The organism is Leptolyngbya sp. NIES-2104 (assembly GCF_001485215.1).
Taxonomy (GTDB): domain Bacteria; phylum Cyanobacteriota; class Cyanobacteriia; order Leptolyngbyales; family Leptolyngbyaceae; genus Leptolyngbya.
In genome coordinates this window covers 4,641,255-4,657,408 of record NZ_BBWW01000001.1, presented here as the reverse complement: position 1 = coordinate 4,657,408, position 16,154 = coordinate 4,641,255, and the positions used below count along the sequence as shown (strand labels likewise).

The following is a 16,154-nucleotide window of genomic DNA, read 5'->3' as shown; positions in this document are numbered from 1 at the left end:
TTCTATCTTTGGGAGAATCTAAGATCAATCTGTGATTTTCTAAGCTAGTAGCGAACTGACTTTAGGATTGTTCAAGATTCTTAGCATCAGTTCTCATTCTTACCCTTGTACACTAGATCAAAAAGGTAGTCAGCGATTATGGATGTAAAACTCGTTCTGCTTGTGCTTTCTGGCGTTTTTACCGTCGCTTGTCTGTTCTTTGGAACACGCAATGGTTTTTATGATACCGATAACTATCATGGCAACGGCTCCGCACATTAAAATAGACCCTCGAACGCGGAAGTCGAGGTAGACCAACTCCATCCTCGAATTCCGAATTCTGTCGGGCTGAATTCTGAGTTTCTCTAGGATGGATTCGTGACGCAATTGGAGTGTTTCCCTTACGGTGCAGGGCATGGAGACGAGGGAGTTTGTCTTCTCGTTCGGATGGGTCCTTACCGAATTTTGCTAGATTGTGGGCTGTCGGATTTGACTGCACTTTCGGGTGATAGTTTGGAAGTCTCCGCGCCCGCAGATGTTGTGTTGTGCAGTCATGCCCATTCGGATCACGCTCAGGGTTTGCTAAATTTGCATCGCGCTTTTCCTCAGATGCCGATTTACGCGAGTGAGGTGACGACACAGCTTTTACCGCTCAATTGGTTGGATGAACCGGGGCGCGTTCCTCAGTTTGTTCATGCGCTTCCTTGGCGATCGCCTGTCGAGTTTCAAGATGGATTGACGGCGGAATTGTTTCCAGCGGGGCATCTTCCAGGAGCGGCTGCGATTTTATTAACTTACACGCCGCCAGAAGGTCGATCGCATTCCATTCTCTACACTGGGGATTTCTTTTTATCGAATTCGCGATTGGTCGAGGGCTTGCGACTCGAAGAATTGCGGGGATTGCGTCCAGATGTGGTGATTGTCGAAGGAACTTACGGAACAGCAAGATTTCCACATCGACGACAGCAGGAAAATCAGATTGCAGAAAGAATTAGTCGGGCATTAAGCGATCGACAATCGATTCTTCTCCCGTTGCCAATGGTTGGACTCGGACAAGAGCTATTAATGCTGCTCCGGAGTCATCACCTATTTACCGGACGTGACTTAGATATTTGGGTCGATGGAACGGTTGCTTCTGGGTGTGATGCGTATTTGGAACTTTTACCGCATTTACCGACTTCGGTTCAAAATTTTGCCAAACATCAATCGTTATTTTGGGACGATCGCATCCGTCCTAGAGTTAGAAGATTGCATCCAGAACAGCGATCGCTCGTCGGTGGATCGCCTTGTATTGTGCTGACGGATTTCTCGATTGACTGGCAAGAATTCTGCGAAGATTCGCCGGAACGCTGGTTAATTCTGCTACCGCACCATTTGGAAGAAGGCTTGATCGAGATTTCGCCAGAGTATGACATTGAAACGTATGTGTTAGCGCAGCATTGTGATGGAGCAAGTACGACACAGTTTATTCACAACTTGCGACCCCAACACGTCATCTTTGTTCATGGCGATCCGAACTACCTCGTAGATTTAACCGGATTAGATGAACTGCACAATCGCTATCATCTGCATTCTCCCGCGTCCGGGAGTTTAGTTGAGTTACCGATCGGGGAAACCTTCCTACAACCTGCACCCCCAGAAACGACTTACGAAGGGGAATTAACAGAGCTTGGAACGGTCGTCACGATTACGCTTCCGGATGCAATTACGCATGATCCGAGATGGCGATCGCTCTCTGATACGGGACTAATCGAAGCTCGCTGGCAAGGTCAGGATCTCGTGTTGCGGGGACTGACTCAGCGGGAACTAATGACGCAGAACAATGAGCGATCGCCTGCTTGGATGGATAGTAGTGAAAAAGATTGCTGTTTCCGCTGTCGGCATTACCGAGGGCAGCGATGTTGGAATCCGGGATCACCCTTGTTTAACTTCAAAGTGACCCCGGATGGATATTGTCCAGTCTTCGAGGCGGCTCAAACTGCAATGGAGCCAACTCGTGAAGATGTGGATCAAGCTCCCGGATAGCAGACTTTCGTGCCGCCTAAACCACAGTAGCCATTTGGATTTTTAGCAAGATACTGCTGGTGATAGTTTTCTGCGTAGTAGAACTCAGGCGCGTCTAAGATCTCGGTCGTAATTGGTTTGTAGCCTGCTTTTGCGAGTTCTTCCTGGTACACTTTCAAGGATGTTTCTGCGGCTTGGCGCTGTTCATCGTTGTAGACATAAATACCCGATCGATATTGAGTTCCAACATCGTTTCCTTGGCGCATTCCTTGAGTCGGATCGTGACTTTCCCAGAACACTTTCAGCAGTTTTTCATAGCTAATCACTTTGGGATCGTAAGCGACTAAGACCACTTCATTGTGTCCGGTCTGACCTGTACAGACTTCTTGGTAAGTCGGATTTGGAGTGATTCCAGCGGCGTACCCTACAGCAGTTGAGTAAACGCCTTCTTGCTGCCAGAATTTGCGCTCTGCACCCCAGAAGCAACCCAGACCAAACACAGCAACTTCAATACCAGCGGGGAAAGGAGGCTGCAACGGATGACCATTGACGAAATGCTTATCGGGGACGGGCATTTTCGTCGATCGACCTTTTAGCGCTTCATCGGGTGAGGGCAGGTTGAGCTTTTTGCCAAATCCAAATAACACCATTTGCTTTTACTCTCAATGTTCATTCCTCTAAATTTTAGCGTGAACACTGATTTTGCTTGGTAGGGAAAACCGGGGCGGGAGCCTACTTACACTTCAATTTCGTAGAATCAATTTGAAATTGAATTGTCGAAATTCGGCTCTTTCCTGAAAGTTCTTGTGCGCCGAGCAGGTAGCCATCTTCTTTCAGTTCGTCTACGGTGCGCCAGAAAATCTGATTATTTCGAGAGGAATTGCTGCCGAACAAGTCGAGATTCTTGAACAAATACTGTTTTGAGACGGAAATAAATTGTCCATCGGTCAAGCTGTCCCACTTCATCCGACTGGCTAAATAGATCAAAAGCTTGGTTTTGTAATCGCATTTTGCATTGCTTCCCAGTCGCTGAGTAATGTCAAATTGATTGGAAAAAAGAACGCAATCACCATTTCTAGAACCGTCAAAGAATTCTAAAGAGATTGTGTAAGAATCAGCCAACTCATATGTGTAATCTGCGGCTTTTGTAATATCAAAATCTCTAGGAGCATTGTCAACTTCATAATCTTTGATTCTTAGAATGCTCTTAATCGCAACTTTTGCACTGCGATTTTGATTCATCTTTTTAAACGATTGTGCTAACACTAATTCGGTGCGATGAAGTGCGACAAGATCACGATTGAGTTGCGATCGCAGTTTCGACGCAAACCCGCCATCCTTTGTCCGCGTATATCCCAAGCTTTCAAGTAAGTCATTCGATCGAAACGTCACCGTTCCGCCGTTCTGCTGTTGGGCTGCCAATTTGTAGAGATAAAGCACGATCGAAATCTGACGCGGATTCAGAAATGTCATCAACGCCATAAACATTCTTTGAATGCGGCGATCTTGAACTCTTTCTAATCCATTACTCACCCCTTTCTGCACACAGGCTGTCCAGTCCAGTTTGGCGTATTCGGTTTTTAATTCGACTAATTCTTCTTCGGTCAAATTCTCTAGTGGCACACGACGAATCACCGCAAATTCGCTTTCGTCTTGGACATCCGCTTCGACTCGCATTTCCAAATAGTAGCCGTCCACATCCGATCGCAAAATCGGCAATCGCACATCTGGATTTCGCACCGATGCCCCGGCTCTGGGCAACACCATCAAGAGTTGGCTATCGACTGGAAAAGCTGCTTCTAGTAGTTTCATCGCTTGTGGAGATTCTAGACCCCACATATAGTGCACTACCCCCGGAGTTTTGTCTAGAGGGTGAACGCTATATCTAGGGGTCTAGTGTCGGGATAACCCAATCTCACGCCACCAGTAGTAGTAAGTTTACGGAGTCCTGTAACGCCTGCGTCCGAATTCGATCGCGGTTTCTGTAACTCTCGCGTCAATGATCCAGGCGCTCCGCGCTCCTTATTTTATGCGATCGATCCACCCGCAAACTCGAAACTTTTCGCCTCTTTGCCTATCCGTCCGCCGTCTCGTTTTCCTGCTAACGCGCCCGTATTCATCGCCTGTAACTTTCGCGGATCAGCGATCCACACCCTCTTGAGCCTCGACTGGATCAGTGTTAATCTGCTTTCCACGTCGGAGATGTCTACCACCATTGCCTGACGGAACCTTGTTTGTCTCGAATGGGATTGTGCGATTTTGGGCGACTACCACCGCTACAACGTTGCCAATCTAGAATTTCGACTCCATAAGCAAAACCCCTAAAGCTTCCCTACCACAGTCAGCTAAAGGGGTTGATAACCTTGTTTGCCCAAAAAAGATTGGGCTTGATTTCTATGTCTAAGCATTGTATCAGGTGCAGCATTTCTGCGCTAGTTTCGTCTGCAAATTTATTCCAGAAGGAGCAGGGCTGATGGTGACTTCCCTCAGAATTGCTCCCTCTGGAGCAGCAAAATCGATCGGTGGTAACCTCGCTTCCGATCACGAACAAGAATGGTTGATGAGCGGTGTTGATCCGGAGATCATTCACCGAAATGTGAGAACGCTTGAAGACACTGAAGTTGATCCGTTTACCCGTGAGGCGAATTACCCGATCGCTGAACTTCTCAACTGGAAAGTGACCCGGTTTGGAAATCAAGCGCGGGAATCGGTTCGCGGCTGGTGGGTGAGTGGTGTTGATCCGCTGAATCACTGGCAGCGTATGGAATGGGGACGGTTTAAGCCGGATACGCCGGTCGTCGATCGACAAAAAAACAAGCCTGCAAAATACCTCAGTCCGAGTCTTGGTAAAGGTTCGAGCCGTTTGATTCTGCTAGATATCCCGATGCGAATTTGGATGAAAGTGGCAGAACGATTTGAGATTGCAATCAATGGCGCAACGAATTTTTGGGAATGGGTCTGGAGAAATAATTTACCGATCGTCTTAACTGAAGGTGAGAAAAAAGCCGGATGTTTACTTAGTTTGGGGTATCCAGCGATCGCGCTTCCGGGCATCTTTAGTGGGTATCGCCGTGAGACTCGGCAACTGATTGCAGAACTCGGACATTTTGCAACGGATCAACGATCGTTTCACATCTGTTTCGATTACGAAACGAAGCCGAGAACCTTACAAAATATTTTTCTTGCTACTACTCGTTTAGGACAACTCTTAACCCATGCTGGCTGTCAAGTTAAAGTTATTGCACTACCGGGTGCTGAAAAAGGCGTTGATGATTTCGTTGTCGCTCGTGGTGCTGATGCGTTTACAAAATTATATGAATCAGCGACGCAGCTCGAATTCTGGCAAGCATCACAATTATGGTCACTAACCTATTCACCTTCCCTTACATTAAATCAGCCGTATCTGGGCGATCTGCCTTATCCAGAATCCGGTTTAGCTTGTATTAAAAGTGCAAAAGGAACTGGAAAAACGACGGCGCTCCAAGGATTGATTAAAGAGTGCGATCGTAAAATTCTCGTGATCACGCATCGAATCCAACTCGGTAAAGCAATCTGCCAAAGTATCGGAATTGATTGGATCACTGACGCGCTCAATTCCGAGAATCCAGATAGCTATGGACTGTGTATTGATTCGCTGCATCCGAATTCCAAGGCGCGGTTTAATCCGGCAGAATGGGAAGGCGCGATCGTCATTCTCGATGAAGTCGAACAAGTGTTATGGCACGCTTTGAATAGTGCAACTTGCTATTATCAGCGCGTCAGAATTTTGGAAACACTGCGCGAATTGATTGAAACTGTTCTCGAAACGGGCGGCTTAGTGATTGCACAAGACGCGGATTTGTCTGATGTCAGTATTGATTATCTGCGCGGATTGGCAGAAACTCCGGTCACTCCTTGGGTTGTCGTGAATGAGTGGAAACCTGAGATTGCTTGGGATGTTTCGCTGTACGACACGAAGAACCCTGCACCGTTAATCGATCGAATGGAATCGGTCTTGCAAACTGGGGCGATCTTTGTTTGTCTCGATTCTCAAAAAGTGCGCGGGCGTTGGAGTTCCAAGAATCTAGAAACTTATCTCAAGCTACAATTTTCTGATAAACGCATTCTCAGAATTGATAGCGAAACTGTTTCTGATCCTGATCACGCTGCCTATCATATCGCTGAAAAAATCAATGATGTCGTTGGTGATTACGATATTGTTTTAGCGACACCGACGATCGGAACTGGAGTATCGATCGACATTCGCAATCATTTCAAAGGCGTGTTCGGAATCTTTCAAGGTGTGACTCCCGATTCTGAATCCCGGCAAGCTCTAGCACGAGTCCGCGAACCGATTCCCCGCTATGTCTGGGCAGCACACTTTGGACCTGGAAAAATCGGCAACGGAAGCTGTAACTATCGAGATGTGGCGCAATCGGTGAAGAAATCAGTTCAGTACAACATTGCACTACTAAAAGATATCGATTTCGATTTGGATGAGCAGAGTAATCCGATCGCACTTCGCACCTGGGCAAAAATGGCGGCACGAGTGAATGCGTCTCTCTGGCGATATCGTCGTGAATTTCGGAATGGATTGTTACTCGAAGGGCATTCTGTCACCTTAGTGACCGATGATTTAACCAAAATGTTTGGACAGTTGCCGATCACCGAACAAACGATCGACAATCTAAAATCTGGCGTTCTAACGGTTTCAGGATTTGAGTTCTTAGAAGCGCGGCACGATCTGAAAGTCTGCGATCGCATTGCTCAAGTGATTTCCGCGATTCGGACTCGGAACCAAACGGCTGAAGCGATCGCGGTTTCCGATTCTCCCGAAATTACACCTGAAGAATACTACGAACTCAAAGAACAAGCAAACCAAACGATCCAGAAACGTTACAGCAAACGTAAACACGAACTAAAACAGAAATACAACGTAGAAACGATTACACCAGAGATAAAACTTAAAGATGATGATGGCTGGCATACCCAACTGCGCTTGTATTACTATCTAACACGCAATCCTGAATACGTTCGCCTACACGACATGCAGGAACTTGAAGATCATCTAGAACGAGGAGATGGAAAGATCTCGATTCAGGACGTGAAGCTCTTAACGGCTCAAGTTGAGGCATTACGATCGCTAAAAATCCCCGAATTCCTCAAACCTGGCGAAAGAATTCTCGCGACTGATGATCTCGTTCAATTCGTTGCCACGACTGCCTTAGAATGCCGTGACGATATGAAAGCGTTGTTTAACTTCACTGTGACCGAGAAGCTCGCCCCGATCGCTATTGTTCAAACCCTACTTGGCAAAATCGGAGTCAAACTCACCTGTACAGGTCGTGCGGTGGCTCCTGATGGACGACGCGGCGGATTGCGGATTTACAAATACTTTCCACCGGAAGACGATCGCAATTCAATCTTGGCGGAATGGGAAAAACAAGACCTCTCCATGCTGCAAACGCTGATGGAAGTGACAGGCTGTAATGATTTTTCGGAGATTGATGAATGGATTGAGCGATCGGCTTAAGAAGATCCTTATATCGTTCGTTGCTGTTTTACCCTGGAAAGGAATTCGGCGCGAAACATCAATGAAGCGACTTCGTATAATCGAGTCAACGACATTCAACAAACTATTCCAATGAGTCAAGCGATTTCCTTTCAAACCGTGGTCGAATTGGTTGAAGACCTTTCAGAAGAGGAACAAGATGTGTTGATCGATTTGATTCAAAAGCGTCGAATCCTCAAACGCCGTCAGGAGATTGCTCAAAATGCAGAAAAGACCCTGGAAGCTGTCAGAAATGGAACTGCCAAACGCGGGACGGCTGCCGAAATCATGGCAGACATCTTCGGGGATGAGGAATGAGAACTTTACTGTTTGATGAAAGCTTTCGTCGCGCTCTGAAAAAACGTGGAAAAAATCGTCCTGATCTTCGATCGAAAGTCACTGAGGTCCTATCGCTCTTAGAAACCGATCCCTTCACACCCTCACTCAAAACTCACAAACTTCAGGGTGAACTAAAAGGTTTGTGGGCTTGCTCAGTCGAATATGACTGTCGCATTGTGTTCAAATTTGAGCAATTGGACGAAGAAACAGAAGAAGCGATCGTACTCATCGATATTGGTTCTCACGATGAAGTGTACTAAATCTTTCGAGCGACAACATAATAAATGAGTTCTTCGTGCCAGACTCCTCGATCGCTTTCCAATTGCGCGATCGCTGCATCGTAACTCGCTTTGATCTGCTGAATCTTCTCCGGTTCTAGCTCTAACAATGGATTCTCTTGATGCAGCCAAAATCTTCCATTCCAACGGCTCTGAGCTTTTTCCAATGTCATATAAGTTCCGAGTTGACGCGGATAAATTTCAATTTGAGTGAAATTTGCTTGAGTTAATACCTGCTGAATTCGCTCCGGTGTTCCTAATAGTTCATGCAAATTCGGAAGGATAACACCATGTTTTGCACAGGCTTCGACGATCGACAATGCAAAATAAGAATCTTCAGACGAGCAAGTAAAAGCAATGAATCCACTGGGGTTGAGAGAGCGACACCAGTTGCTTAGAATTGCGGGAATGTTGGAGAAAAGGACGATCGCAAAAGAACAATAAATCGCGTCGAACTGAATTGAAGGCTGATATTCTTCGACAGCGACTTCAATCCACTGAACATTGGATAAATTCTGTGCTTTTTGTCGAGCAATCTTGAGTAATTCTGTAGCGATATCGATTCCAATCACAGAACCATTTGCGCCGACTCTTTTCGCGGCTCCGATCGCAATATTTCCCGTCCCCGTTGCAACATCTAAAACGGATTGTCCGATCTGTGGGCTGGCATAGTCGAAAAGTGCGATCGCTCGATTCCGAGTTACATCATTATCGTAATTCGTTCTAGCGTTGTAAAAATCAGTGATTTGCTGTTTGTAGCTCATGACTCAAGTGGCAGAACATAGAGATCAACATCAATTTCTGCATTCAGTTGTAGAACAGCTTTGAGAATCTCTTTATCAAAGTGGATCGTAGGACGATCGCCAGATGTATAAACTACACCGCAAAATTCGGCATCATAGACCGAACACATTTCTACTAAAGGTTGCCAGCCTTGTTTAAGTTGATCTAGAACAACTCGGAAATGCTCCTCTAAATCGTCGGAAGTGTCTAAATGCGATCGTAATTTCCACCCATTCTGCTGATAACGGATCTTTGCTTTCGGTGAGATTAGCTCATCTTTTAACCATGTTTTGGTCGGTTGAATTCCGATTTTCGATGTCACCTCTTCAGGATTCAAGTTGATTCCCGTTAAACTGAATTCTGCATACACTTCAGCATTCATCTCATTTGCTCCAACCATAAAGCAATCAGAAATCATTGATGTTTAGACCTGTTGGCTCTCCTACACCGCTTCCACCTTTACAAAGATATAGATATTGCCATCTTTATCTTTGTAAAGGTCGAGCTTACTAGCGCCTCGTCCGCCTTTGAGTTCATGAACATCGATTTCTGATTGCTTTAGTTTAGCAATCTCGCCACTGCTCAACAGTTGATCTTGTTGCCAGTCGCGATCGCTTTCCATCAGATCAATTCACGCACATCTGTCACCTTCCCGGTGATTGCTGCCGCTGCCACCATCGCCGGACTCATCAACAAAGTACGACCCGAAGACGATCCCTGCCGTCCTTTGAAGTTGCGATTCGATGAAGATGCGCTGATTTGCCGACCTTGTAGCTTGTCTGGATTCATTGCCAAACACATCGAGCAACCCGGTTCGCGCCACTCGAATCCGGCTTCTGTGAAAATACGATCGAGTCCTTCCTGTTCCGCTTGGGATTTTACCCGCTCTGATCCCGGCACGACAAACGCTTTCACGCCGTCTGCAACTCGTCGCCCTTGAGCCACTCGTGCTGCTTCTCTCAGGTCAGAAATTCGCCCATTCGTACAGCTTCCGATAAAGCACACATCGATCTTCGTTCCCTGCAATGGTTTGCCCGGTTGCAAATCCATGTATTGATAGGCTTCGAGTGCGATCGCTTGTTCATCTTCTGGCATTACGTCCGGAGTTGGAACCGTTTCGTTAACACCGATTCCCTGTCCTGGAGTAATACCCCAAGTCACAGTGGGAGCAATATCAGCCGCATCGAAAACGATCACGTCATCGTAAACAGCATCAGCATCACTGCGAAGGCTATTCCACCAGTCGATCGCTTTTTCCCATTCTTCGCCTTTTGGAGCAAAATCGCGACCTTGCAAATAATCGTAGGTGATTTGATCAGGATTGACGTATCCGCAACGGGCACCACCTTCGATCGACATATTACAAACGGTCATCCGTTCTTCCATGCTCATTTGTTCAAAGGTTGTTCCAGCGAATTCGTAGGCGTATCCAACACCGCCCTTTACACCAAGTTTGCGAATGATGTGGAGGATGACATCTTTTGCGTATACGCCAGGGTTGAGATTGCCATTCACTTCGATTTTTCTGACTTTCAGTTTTGAAAGTGCCAGAGTTTGAGAAGCAAGCACATCGCGGACTTGGCTGGTTCCGATGCCGAATGCGATCGCGCCGAATGCGCCATGTGTTGAAGTGTGACTGTCTCCACACGCGATCGTCATTCCGGGCTGAGTCCATCCTTGTTCGGGTGCAATGACGTGAACAATTCCCTGGCTACCGGAACCCACCGGATAAAAGCGAATATTGTTCGATGATGTGTTTTTCTCAAGCTCTTGGAGCATTTCTTCTGCCATTGAGTCGAGAAAAGGACGAGCGAGATTGTCAGTCGGAATGATGTGATCGACGGTGGCAACGGTTCTTTCGGGAAACAGAACTGTTAGTCCGCGTTCTCGCAACATTGAAAACGCTTGCGGGCTGGTGACTTCGTGAATGAGATGTAGCCCGATGAATAGTTGAGTTTGTCCCGATGGCAGAACCCCGACGGTGTGCAAATCCCAGACTTTATCGAACAATGTCCCGGTACTCATGGCAATTTTTATTGTGGTGGCGTATACAAGCAAAGACTTATCTTACCGCGTCAAATCTCGACTTGTGAGGATCTCTCCAAAACCTGTAAATATTGCCGCCCTGCCCGTTCCCAAGTGTATTCAGTTTCGACGAGCGATCGCGCATTTTGCGAAAGTTGCGATCGTAAATTCCCATCTTCAAACAACCACGAAATCGCTGCAACATATTCATTGATTGAATTCGCTCGAAGTGCGCGATGCTCGGATTGCAAACCTTCTAAACCTCGATCGCTTGACACGATCGGTATTCCTGCTGCCATTGCTTCGAGTGTTTTATTTTTGATTCCGTATCCGGTTCGCATCGGAATCACGCAAACGGTCGCTTGATGTAAATAATCCGCGATCGATTCAACTTGCCCAGTTACAGTGATGTTCTTTTTGCCTAATTGTTGAATTTCTGCGGTCGGACGTGCGCCCACAAGCGACAGTGTGACATCGGGATAAATTGCCTCAAGTTGCGGCAGAATTTCTAAGCTCAAAAACTTTGCTGCATCAATGTTCGCTAAGTTATCCATTGCACCAATGAAGATCAGATGATGACCACCTAGATCATTGGTGCGATAAGGAAATGCTGCAAAATCGACACCGTTTGGAATCACATCAATTTCAGCAGTCGGATTAAACGCTTGTAATTGAGCGCGATCGTCATCAGTTGTAACTACAATGTTTGTGAATTTCTGACAGTAGCGTTTCTCGTAGCGTTTTAGAAGTGGAAGATTGATACGATCGCGTAATTGATTCTCAGAAGTTCCCGTCTGTAATTGATTCTTACAAGAGCCATACACCGAGCTATGAACATTCACGATCTTTTTCTGTTGAAACTCCGGGCGCACATAGATTTCATTCACTGAATGTTCACAAGTGATGACATCAAATTTCTCAATGTGTTGATCAATCCAAGCTTGCATTGCTGGGGAAAAGTTCGATCGCACACTCGGCGGCGTTCCTTTGATGAGAAACTCTGCAAATCGTTGTAGCTTACTTGAAGCTTGAGGCGCTTTCTCAAATACGACTAATTCGCCTGTGAATTCCCGTAGTGCTTTAATCTCAGCATCACTCACATCTGCACTTCGCTGAGTGAGAACCGTAACATTGTGAGCTTGATTGAGATACTTCAGTAAGTGAAATGTCCGAACCTGTGTTCCGCCTTTGGTTGGGGGATAAGGGAACGTTGTAGACAACATGAGGATATTCATGGCTCGATCGTGTCGATATTGAGGGAAACTAATCTGCTCTCGGTATGCCCAAAATTAGTGTCTGTATCCCTACGTATAATCGCGCCCACTTTTTGCCGTTCGCGATCGACAGTGTTTTCGCTCAAACGATTTCAGATTGGGAACTGATTATCTGCGATGATGGCTCTCAAGATGGAACTCCGCAACTGATGGAACGCTACACTGATCCGCGTGTTCAATACATTCGTCATCCTCGCAATGTTGGTAAAAGTAACAATATGCGATCGGGCTATGAAGCCGCGACCGGAACGTATTTCATCAAATTCGATGATGACGATCGCTTAGCTCCAGAATTTCTAGAGAAAACCAGCGAAATTCTTGATCAAAATTCAGCGATCAACTTTGTTGGAACGGATCATTGGATCATCGATTCCGACAATCAGCGAGATCTTGAATTCACCGAAAAGAATTCGCAAAAATGGGGCAGAACTGAACTATCAGAAGGAATTCCTCCAGCACTCTTAGAAACAGTATTTGTAAAACAGAGTTTTCAAATCGGTGCAACGCTATTTAGAATGCAGGCGTTACAGGACGTTGATTATATGCGCCCAAATATTCAGAACTGTGAAGACAATGATTTATTTGTGCGATTAATACTAGCTGGAAAACAAGGCTATTACCTTCCACAGCGATTGATGGAATATCGGGTACATCCAGAGCAGCAAGGACTCGATCGAGCCATTCCCTACTTGAAAGACAAGCTGAGCTATTTAGAGAATTTCCGGTTTACGTCGGGACTGGAAGAAATTCGTCGATCGCGCCTTGCTGAAACACAATTGTTGCTTGGACTGAGATTAATTGAAATTGGGGAAACAGAGCGCGGACGGGAATTAGTGCGGCTCGGTCAGTCTGCCTCGGTGACGAAAGCCTATATTGGACTTACACTTTCTCTGGTGCCAAAATCGTTGAGACAAATACTCTTTCAGACAATGCGAAAAATCAAGGCATGATTAGGCGGATCAATTTGCATCTGTGTTACCTAAAGCTTTGTAAGTAATTCAACAAGAGGGTCTATTTGTACCCTCTATACTGACGGAAAGTATAGGTGCAAGCAGGCTTATGGAACCGAATGCAGAAGCGGATTCACTCAAGCGCGTTTTTGGATTACCCACGCTCGTGATCTATGGTGTGGGCGACATTCTAGGGGCGGGAATTTATGCAGTCGTGGGTCGGATTGCTGGAATCTCTGGAAGTTTAGTCTGGGCTTCGTTTGTAGTGGCGATGGTTGTAGCTGCTTTTACGGCGTTGAGCTATGCCGAGATGGGAAGTCGATTCCCGAAAAGTGGAGGTGTCGCTTACTTTGTGCATCGAGCCTTTCGCAACGATTGGCTTTCGACGCTGGTGGGCTGGTTGATGTTTTGCACCTGCGTTATTTCGATGGCGACGATCTCTAGAGCCTTTGCCGGATATGTGCTTGCGGTGGCTCCGGGGCTTCCTGAATGGCTAATCGTTCTCGCGTTGTTTGCAGGTCTGACGTTTGTAAATTTTCGAGGAATGAAAGAATCTTCAGCTTTGAACGTGCTGTGTACCACACTCGAAGTTTCGGGGCTGATTATCGTCATTCTGGTAACATCGCTTTTCCTACTCGGTGGAAATGTGGCAACGGCTCCTGTCACTCCAACACCGCAAGAAGTCGGATGGGTTGCAGTGATTCAAGGAGCAGCACTCGCGTTCTATGCCTTTATTGGCTTTGAGGATGTGGTGAATGTGGCAGAAGAAGTGCAAAATCCAGAACGCAATGTGCCAAGAGCGATCGTACTTGCACTCTCGATCGCGGGAGTCGTTTACATTCTCGTTTCCTGGCTCTCTGTTCAAGTTCTCGATCCGGTGACGTTGGCAGCTTCAAAAGCTCCCTTGCTCGATGTGGTTCGTCGCGCTCAGCCTGCGATTCCACCGATTACCTTCACGATCATTGCAGCATTCGCAGTGCTTAATACCGCGCTATTAAACTTCGTCACAGCATCGCGATTGATTTATGGCATGTCGCGGGAAGGACTGTTGCCTGCTTGGTTTAGTCGATTGCATCCAGAACGATCGACACCGTATCGCACCTTTTTCGTGATTGTTCCACTCGCGATCGCGCTTGCCGTCTCAGGCACGATTCAACTGTTAGCTGGAGCGACCGCAACCTTGATTCTAGTCATGTTCTGTTTGGTGAATGTTTCGCTGCTCGTGATCAAACGGCAAGCTCCTCAATCTTCAGGATTTCGAGTTCCAGGGTTTGTTCCCGCTTTGGCATTGTTGCTGAACATCGGTTTGATTGGCTTTGCCTCGAATGAGAGCAAGCAGTTAGGACTGGCATTTATGGCGGTTGGATTGTTGTTGATTGTGCTGCGAAATATCTTTATGAAAGGGTCGCTCACTCGGTCTGAAGAGTAAATTTACAAGCGCGATCGTGGTTTAATAAATCTTTCGCGATCGCGATCTTCTAGGATAGATGAGCAACGATTTGATCCAGCCTTATGCCTAAGTGGACTTTATCAACAGAATTTACCTTCAGTGCGGCGCATTGGATTCGCGATTATAACGGTCCTTGTGGTCGGATGCACGGACATACCTACACGGTGAAAATTAGCGCGATCGCGCCTCAGCTTCATGCGTCCGAATATTGCCCACATCCAGTGATGGTTGCGGATTTTAGAACGTTGCGATGGGCAAAAAAAGATGTGTTCAAAGGCGGACTCGATCACTGTGTGTTAAACGAAGTGCTGCCAGAAGGATACGAAACGACCGCAGAAATGATCGCCAAATATATCTATGACAAAACCAAGAAAGAGCTTCCCGCTGATATCAAATTAAAAGTTGCTGTCTCTGAAACTCCGAATTCGTGGGCGGAGTATGAGGATGATTGAAAAAACATTTCCGATCGTCGAAACGTTTCATTCTGTTCAGGGTGAAGGTGCTTGGACGGGAACGAGTGCGTTTTTCATCCGATTGGCGCTGTGTGATGTCGGGTGCTGGTTTTGTGATACCAAGGAATCTTGGAGCGCGAAACGTCATCCGCAACAGTCGATCGCGCAATTAGTTCAGAGTGCAACGGCGGCAAAGAGTGCGATCGTGGTCATCACGGGAGGCGAACCTCTGATGCACGACCTCACAGAATTAACTAGAGCACTTCACCAAGCCAAACAACGATTGCACTTAGAAACATCCGGTGCACATCCGTTTAGTGGTGAGTTCGATTGGGTAACGCTCTCCCCGAAACAATCCAAGCCACCGCATGAAAGTGTTTATGCTCATGCTGATGAGTTGAAAATCGTCATTTCTGAAGCGAAAGACCTTGAATGGGCGGAGCGAGAATCTGAGAAAGTTAGCGATCGTGTGATTCGCTATTTACAGCCCGAATGGAGTCACAAGGAAAGCTTGAATTTAATTTTCGAGTATGTCAAACGACATCCAGAATGGCGAATCAGTTTACAAACTCACAAATTGTTGGGTGTTCAATAAAGCGATCGTTCTTCAGTCCCCTTCAGTGGACTTCGCACTATTAGCCCCGAATTCCATTCCGGGGCGGAATTGCAACGAAGCGATCAAACCTTCAATAACAACAAAAAGACCACAGTTTAATAATTTCTGTGGTCTTTTGATTTTCACTCTTCATCTTCTGGTTTCGTTCGTCGGGTGCGTCTTCTGCGAGGGCGACCCGATTCTTTCTGACTCAGTGCCAAATAGCGCTTCAACGTCGAAGGACTTATCTCTATTCCCTGTTCTGCAAGCACACCTGCAAGCTCTTCGTATCCGTAGCCTTTATCGAGCGAACTTCTAAGGTCATCTTGTAAAAGTTCGATCGCTTGTCGAAGTGAAACCGTTGCTTCCGGTTTTTCAGGCAGATCATCTAACAATGATGCTGCTTGATCGAGCATCGTTGTTTTTACCTTGACTGCCGCATTGGATTTTCTGTTCACCATTTGCGTTCTCAGACTTGTTAAGCCAACAATTCAC

Annotated in this window: 16 protein-coding genes; 8 read left to right on the top strand and 8 right to left on the bottom strand. The window is 46.5% G+C overall.

Annotated features, from left to right (window positions below; translation table 11 throughout):
* Positions 1 to 357 precede the first annotated feature (357 nt).
* Positions 358 to 2,004, top strand: coding sequence for an MBL fold metallo-hydrolase (locus NIES2104_RS22400; RefSeq protein ID WP_059000473.1), 1,647 nt, complete (start codon positions 358 to 360; stop codon positions 2,002 to 2,004).
* On the opposite strand, the gene msrA is transcribed toward NIES2104_RS22400, so the two are convergent.
* Positions 1,989 to 2,633, bottom strand: coding sequence for a peptide-methionine (S)-S-oxide reductase MsrA (gene msrA, locus NIES2104_RS22395; protein WP_059000472.1), 645 nt, complete (start codon positions 2,631 to 2,633; stop codon positions 1,989 to 1,991). The two genes, NIES2104_RS22400 and msrA, sit on opposite strands and share 16 nt — an antisense overlap.
* Positions 2,634 to 2,715: 82 nt before the next feature.
* Positions 2,716 to 3,822 (bottom strand): hypothetical protein, encoded by a 1,107-nt coding sequence (locus NIES2104_RS22390; RefSeq protein ID WP_225895274.1) that lies wholly within the window; start codon positions 3,820 to 3,822, stop codon positions 2,716 to 2,718.
* A gap of 634 nt (positions 3,823 to 4,456) precedes the next feature.
* Here NIES2104_RS22390 and NIES2104_RS22380 point away from each other — a divergent pair.
* The 3 genes from NIES2104_RS22380 (at position 4,457) to NIES2104_RS22370 (ending at position 8,112) form a co-directional block, all read left to right on the top strand.
* Complete coding sequence (locus NIES2104_RS22380; protein ID WP_059000470.1) at positions 4,457 to 7,495, top strand: plasmid replication protein, CyRepA1 family; 3,039 nt, start codon at positions 4,457 to 4,459, stop codon at positions 7,493 to 7,495.
* A 111-nt stretch (positions 7,496 to 7,606) separates the two neighbouring features.
* On the top strand, positions 7,607 to 7,831 hold the full coding sequence (locus tag NIES2104_RS22375; RefSeq protein ID WP_059000469.1) for a hypothetical protein: 225 nt from the start codon (positions 7,607 to 7,609) through the stop codon (positions 7,829 to 7,831).
* On the top strand, positions 7,828 to 8,112 hold the full coding sequence (locus NIES2104_RS22370) for a type II toxin-antitoxin system mRNA interferase toxin, RelE/StbE family (RefSeq protein ID WP_059000468.1): 285 nt from the start codon (positions 7,828 to 7,830) through the stop codon (positions 8,110 to 8,112). The genes NIES2104_RS22375 and NIES2104_RS22370 overlap by 4 nt, the downstream gene beginning before the upstream one ends.
* Here NIES2104_RS22370 and NIES2104_RS22365 read toward each other — a convergent pair.
* From NIES2104_RS22365 to NIES2104_RS22345, 5 genes are read right to left on the bottom strand one after another with little or no spacing between them, the layout of a single operon-like run.
* Positions 8,109 to 8,894 (bottom strand): class I SAM-dependent methyltransferase, encoded by a 786-nt coding sequence (locus NIES2104_RS22365; RefSeq protein WP_059000467.1) that lies wholly within the window; start codon positions 8,892 to 8,894, stop codon positions 8,109 to 8,111. The genes NIES2104_RS22370 and NIES2104_RS22365 overlap by 4 nt on opposite strands.
* Positions 8,891 to 9,331 carry a DUF4279 domain-containing protein gene (locus NIES2104_RS22360; protein WP_225895273.1) on the bottom strand — a complete coding sequence of 147 codons (441 nt, stop codon included), beginning with the start codon at positions 9,329 to 9,331 and terminating at the stop codon, positions 8,891 to 8,893. Before NIES2104_RS22360 ends, NIES2104_RS22365 begins: the two co-directional genes overlap by 4 nt.
* A 24-nt stretch (positions 9,332 to 9,355) precedes the next feature.
* Positions 9,356 to 9,535, bottom strand: a complete 180-nt coding sequence (locus tag NIES2104_RS22355) for a polymorphic toxin type 33 domain-containing protein (protein ID WP_202815105.1) — start codon at positions 9,533 to 9,535, stop codon at positions 9,356 to 9,358.
* Positions 9,535 to 10,938, bottom strand: coding sequence for a 3-isopropylmalate dehydratase large subunit (gene leuC, locus NIES2104_RS22350; RefSeq protein ID WP_059000466.1), 1,404 nt, complete (start codon positions 10,936 to 10,938; stop codon positions 9,535 to 9,537). Before leuC ends, NIES2104_RS22355 begins: the two co-directional genes overlap by 1 nt.
* 50 nt (positions 10,939 to 10,988) lie before the next feature.
* The gene (locus tag NIES2104_RS22345; protein WP_059000465.1) at positions 10,989 to 12,173 is read right to left on the bottom strand and encodes a glycosyltransferase family 4 protein; all 1,185 of its coding nucleotides are present in this window, start codon (positions 12,171 to 12,173) and stop codon (positions 10,989 to 10,991) included.
* Between the two features lie 44 nt (positions 12,174 to 12,217).
* Here NIES2104_RS22345 and NIES2104_RS22340 point away from each other — a divergent pair, with 44 nt between their 5' ends.
* The 4 genes from NIES2104_RS22340 to NIES2104_RS22325 all read left to right on the top strand — a co-directional run bounded on the left by NIES2104_RS22340 (position 12,218) and on the right by NIES2104_RS22325 (position 15,659).
* Complete coding sequence (locus tag NIES2104_RS22340; RefSeq protein ID WP_059000464.1) at positions 12,218 to 13,162, top strand: glycosyltransferase family 2 protein; 945 nt, start codon at positions 12,218 to 12,220, stop codon at positions 13,160 to 13,162.
* Positions 13,163 to 13,271: 109 nt separating this feature from the next.
* Entirely contained in the window at positions 13,272 to 14,591 is a 1,320-nt protein-coding gene (locus tag NIES2104_RS22335; RefSeq protein WP_059000463.1) for an APC family permease, read from the top strand.
* Positions 14,592 to 14,674: 83 nt separating this feature from the next.
* Entirely contained in the window at positions 14,675 to 15,064 is a 390-nt protein-coding gene (locus NIES2104_RS22330) for a 6-carboxytetrahydropterin synthase (protein ID WP_059000462.1), read from the top strand.
* Positions 15,057 to 15,659, top strand: coding sequence for a 7-carboxy-7-deazaguanine synthase QueE (locus tag NIES2104_RS22325; RefSeq protein WP_156427020.1), 603 nt, complete (start codon positions 15,057 to 15,059; stop codon positions 15,657 to 15,659). The genes NIES2104_RS22330 and NIES2104_RS22325 overlap by 8 nt, the downstream gene beginning before the upstream one ends.
* 143 nt (positions 15,660 to 15,802) lie before the next feature.
* On the opposite strand, the gene NIES2104_RS22320 is transcribed toward NIES2104_RS22325, so the two are convergent.
* Positions 15,803 to 16,120, bottom strand: coding sequence for a hypothetical protein (locus tag NIES2104_RS22320; protein ID WP_059000459.1), 318 nt, complete (start codon positions 16,118 to 16,120; stop codon positions 15,803 to 15,805).
* Positions 16,121 to 16,154 lie beyond the last annotated feature (34 nt).